This is a genomic window from Alkalibacterium sp. 20, assembly GCF_001885615.1.
Lineage (GTDB): Bacteria > Bacillota > Bacilli > Lactobacillales > Carnobacteriaceae_A > Alkalibacterium.
The window spans coordinates 1-4260 of record NZ_LSRN01000071.1 but is presented as its reverse complement, the minus strand read 5'-3'; the positions used below and the strand labels follow the sequence as shown (position 1 = coordinate 4260).

General features: G+C 41.7%; 2 protein-coding genes. Both read left to right on the top strand.

All coding sequences use genetic code 11. From position 1 onward, the window contains the following. The coding region (locus AX762_RS10945) for a LysM peptidoglycan-binding domain-containing protein (protein ID WP_143139362.1) at positions 1–947 on the top strand (947 nt) is incomplete at its 5' end. Between the two features lie 476 nt (positions 948–1423). Continuing rightward, entirely contained in the window at positions 1424–3841 is a 2418-nt protein-coding gene (leuS, locus tag AX762_RS10940; protein ID WP_071849172.1) for a leucine--tRNA ligase, read from the top strand. The last annotated feature ends 419 nt before the right edge of the window (positions 3842–4260 follow it).

Below are 4260 nucleotides of genomic sequence, written 5' to 3'. Positions count from 1 at the left end.
CTGTCTATACTGTGAAAGCGGGAGATACATTAGGGCACATTGCTAGACAATTCAGTATGACGGTATCTCAACTTAGAGAACAGAACAACCTAACTTCCGATTTGATCCGAGTGAATCAGAAGTTAACGGTATCAAGCAGCCAAGTAGTGGAAACAAAACCTGAACCTGCAAAACCGGTAGAACCTGCTAAACCAGCAGAAACGGTTGCCTCTGTCTATACTGTGAAAGCGGGAGAAACGTTAGGGCATATTGCCAGGAGTTTTGGTACAACCGTTGCATCACTTTTATCAGATAATCAGCTGAATAGAGATGTTATCTATGTGGGTCAGAAATTATACCTTAAGGGTACAACACTAGTAAAAGAAGAACCTAAAGTTGAGAATCTTGTCGCAGAGACTAAACCCACCACTGAAAATACAGTGACTGTTAAATCGGGTGATTCGTTAAGTGTCATTGCACGTACTCACAACGTTTCGCTTGCTCAACTGAAAGACTGGAATAACATTACTGATGCAGATCGCATTTTTGTGGGTCAGAAGTTAACCGTCGTTCAAAGCGGTTCAACTCAACCTAAAGAAACGGTCGCATCACCTACCACACCTGAAAAAGTATCTGACGTAACCTATCAAGTCAAATCCGGTGATACATTATCCGGAATTGCCAGAGAATTCAATGTAACGATCAGTCAATTAAAAGAATGGAATAAATTGACAAGCGACATTATCTTTGTCAATCAGAAGCTGACAGTGAAAAATACGGCTACAGCAGTAGTAACGTCGGTAACATTTGAAACTGTATCTACAGTTGAATCGTATACAGTAAAAGCAGGCGATACCTTGTCTCATATCTCCAAAGACGTTAACGTAACGGTAAGTGAAATCAAAGCACTGAACAACTTAAACAGTGACTTGATCTTTGTAAACCAGCGTCTGACTCTTTCAAAATAAACAAACGAAACCAGTTGCTCTTAGAGCAGCTGGTTTTCGTATTAGTCTCTTTAGGTCAAACTTTAGATCTAGACATCTAACTCTATTTAAATATAAAGTTGCGGCTTACTACCAGCTTTGGTATGATTAGGTTAACATTAAAATACGTTGTAGGAGTAGTAAGTAAGACGGTCTGATTTAGAGAGTGTGTGGGTGGTGAAAACACACAAGACGTCAACTGAACTCGCCGACAAGAACCGTAGCTTTAAGTGAAAGAGCGCTTAAAGACGTTTATCCGCGTTAAGGTTAGTGAGGTTGCTTGGTATTCTTTAAATAGTGAGCGACAAATATAGGTGGTACCGCGATAATAACGCCCTATGAAATAGCAGTTTACTGCTATTTCATAGGCTTTTTTTATTGGTCGATTTATTATAATAGTTATTGTAACCCATAGCGAATAATGGGAATTTGGGTAAAACAAAAAAGGAGAGAAAAAGATGTCTTTTAATCATCACGAAATAGAAACGAAATGGCAAAAATTCTGGCAGCAGGATCATACCTTTAAAACAACGGAAGACGATGACAAGGAATGCTTTTATGCCTTGGATATGTTCCCATACCCGTCAGGTCAGGGGTTACACGTTGGACATCCGGAAGGCTACACGGCAACAGATATCATCTCTCGCCTCAAACGATCACAAGGATTTAACGTTCTGCACCCGATGGGTTGGGACGCTTTTGGCTTACCGGCAGAACAGTATGCCTTGGACACCGGAAACGATCCAGCTGAATTCACCGAGAAAAACATTCAGACCTTTAAACGTCAAATCAAATCTTTGGGATTCAGTTACGATTGGGATAGAGAAATCAACACAACGGATCCTGAGTATTACAAATGGACGCAGTGGATCTTCACAAAACTGATGGAAAAAGATATGGCTTATCAGGCAGAAGTTCCAGTCAACTGGTGTCCGGAATTAGGGACCGTTTTAGCCAACGAAGAAGTCATTGACGGCAAATCCGAACGTGGCGGACATCCCGTTTACCGTAAACCAATGAAACAGTGGATGCTTAGAATAACAGCCTATGCGGACCGACTACTTGAAGATTTGGAAGACGTGGACTGGCCTGAACACATCAAAGATATGCAGCGCAACTGGATCGGGAAGTCCGAAGGGGCGGAAATCACTTTTGATGTAAAAGACTCAAACGAATCCTTCGCTGTCTTTACTACGAGACCTGATACGCTGTACGGCGCAACTTATGCCGTACTCGCTCCAGAGTCTGACTTGGTGGATAGAATTGCTTCAGCCGATCAGAAAGATGCAATTAAAGCCTACCGTATAGAAGCCGATAAAAAATCCGATCTGGAACGAACAGATTTAAACAAAAACAAAACAGGCGTCTTCACCGGTGCTTATGCGATCAACCCGGTCACAAAAGAAGAAATGCCGATTTGGATCGCGGATTATGTCCTGGCTTCATATGGAACAGGCTCAATTATGGCCGTTCCTGCTCACGATGAACGTGACTATGAATTCGCACAAAAATACGACTTGGAGATCCGTGCCGTCCTTGAAGGCGCTGAACCGGATAAAGAAGCATTTGTTGGTGATGGTAAACACATCAATTCAGACTTCATTAACGGCTTGGGATTAGAAGAAGCCATAGACAAGATGATTGCTTTCCTTGAAGAGAAAAAACTCGGTGAAAGGAAAATAACGTACCGTTTAAGAGACTGGTTGTTTGCACGTCAACGTTACTGGGGCGAACCGATCCCGGTGATCCACTGGGAAGACGGCACGACCACAACGATTCCTGAAGAAGAATTACCGCTGATTCTACCGAAAACAACCGAAATCAAACCCTCCGGCACAGGAGAATCACCACTGGCAAACATTACCGACTGGGTCAATGTGGTGGACGAAAAAACAGGCATGAAAGGCAAGCGCGATACCAACACCATGCCACAATGGGCTGGCAGTTCCTGGTACTTCCTGCGTTTCATTGATCCTGATAACAAAGATATGCTGGCTGATCCGAAGAAACTGGAAAAATGGTTGCCAGTGGATCTGTATATTGGCGGAGCAGAACACGCCGTTCTGCATTTACTTTATGCGCGTTTCTGGCACAAATTCCTATACGATTTAGACTTAGTTCCAACCAAAGAACCCTTCCAGAAACTGTATAACCAGGGAATGATACTAGGTGATAACAATGAGAAAATGTCTAAATCCAAAGGGAACGTTGTCAATCCCGATGATGTTGTAAATAAATATGGTGCAGACACACTCAGACTCTATGAAATGTTTATGGGACCACTCGATGCAGCGATTGCCTGGAACGAAGATGGTCTAGAGGGTGCACGTAAATATCTGGACCGTGTCTGGCGTTTGTTTATCGACGAAGACGATAAATTGAGGGACCGCATTACCACAGTTAATGATCTATCCCTTGAAGTTGTCTATCATCAAACCGTGAAAAAAGTGACCGAAGATTACGAAGCTCTTCAATTTAATACGGCTATTTCTCAACTGATGATATTCATCAATGCAGCCTATAAAGCTAAAACCTTGCCGCTTGAATATCTAAAAGGATTCGTGATACTTTTAGCTCCAATTGCGCCTCACTTAGGTGAAGAGCTTTGGACGAAATTAACGGGATCAGAGGAAAGCATCGCGTATGAGCCTTGGCCAACTTTTGATGAAACGAAACTGGTTGAAGATGAAGTTCAAGTCGTTTTCCAAATCAACGGAAAAGTCCGTGCCAAGAATCAGACCTCCAGAACCATTTCCAAAGAAGACCTTGAAGCGATGGCATTGAGTGACGAGAAAATCCAAGAACTTTTAGAAGGTAAGACCGTTCGTAAAGTGATTGTAGTTCCGGGGAAACTAGTTAACATCGTAGCGAATTAATGAGATAATAAGCAGTGGAACCTTTAAAATTCAGTATATTAAAATAAGTAAAATAAGTAAAAGCAAACAGAGCAGGCATTGTCATAATGCTTCTGCTCTGTTTGCTTTTTCCGTTAAATAATGTGTGGTTTGAGAACAATAGGACGAACTGAAATCTATTTACTGCGTGAGCGGGTGCTAACTGGAGTTATGTCAAGAAAATGGACACCTTAATTAGGTTAATTGGCCAGTCGATGACTGGCTTAACATTGTGATGATATTGATTCAAAGTACGAATAAACATCATCACAATGTCTCGTTAAATGACTTTTCTCATTGCCTGTTCATTTTGTTTAGCGGCCTTTATCTGTTCTTGAATCTCAAATTTTTCAGGAGATAAATAAGCATTATAAGAATGACGACGACGCTTGTTGTAGAAA

Coding starts and splice junctions, on each gene's coding strand:
- leuS (WP_071849172.1), top strand. CDS start 1,424: ATGTCTTTTAATCATCACGAAATAGAAACGAAATGGCAAAAATTCTGG.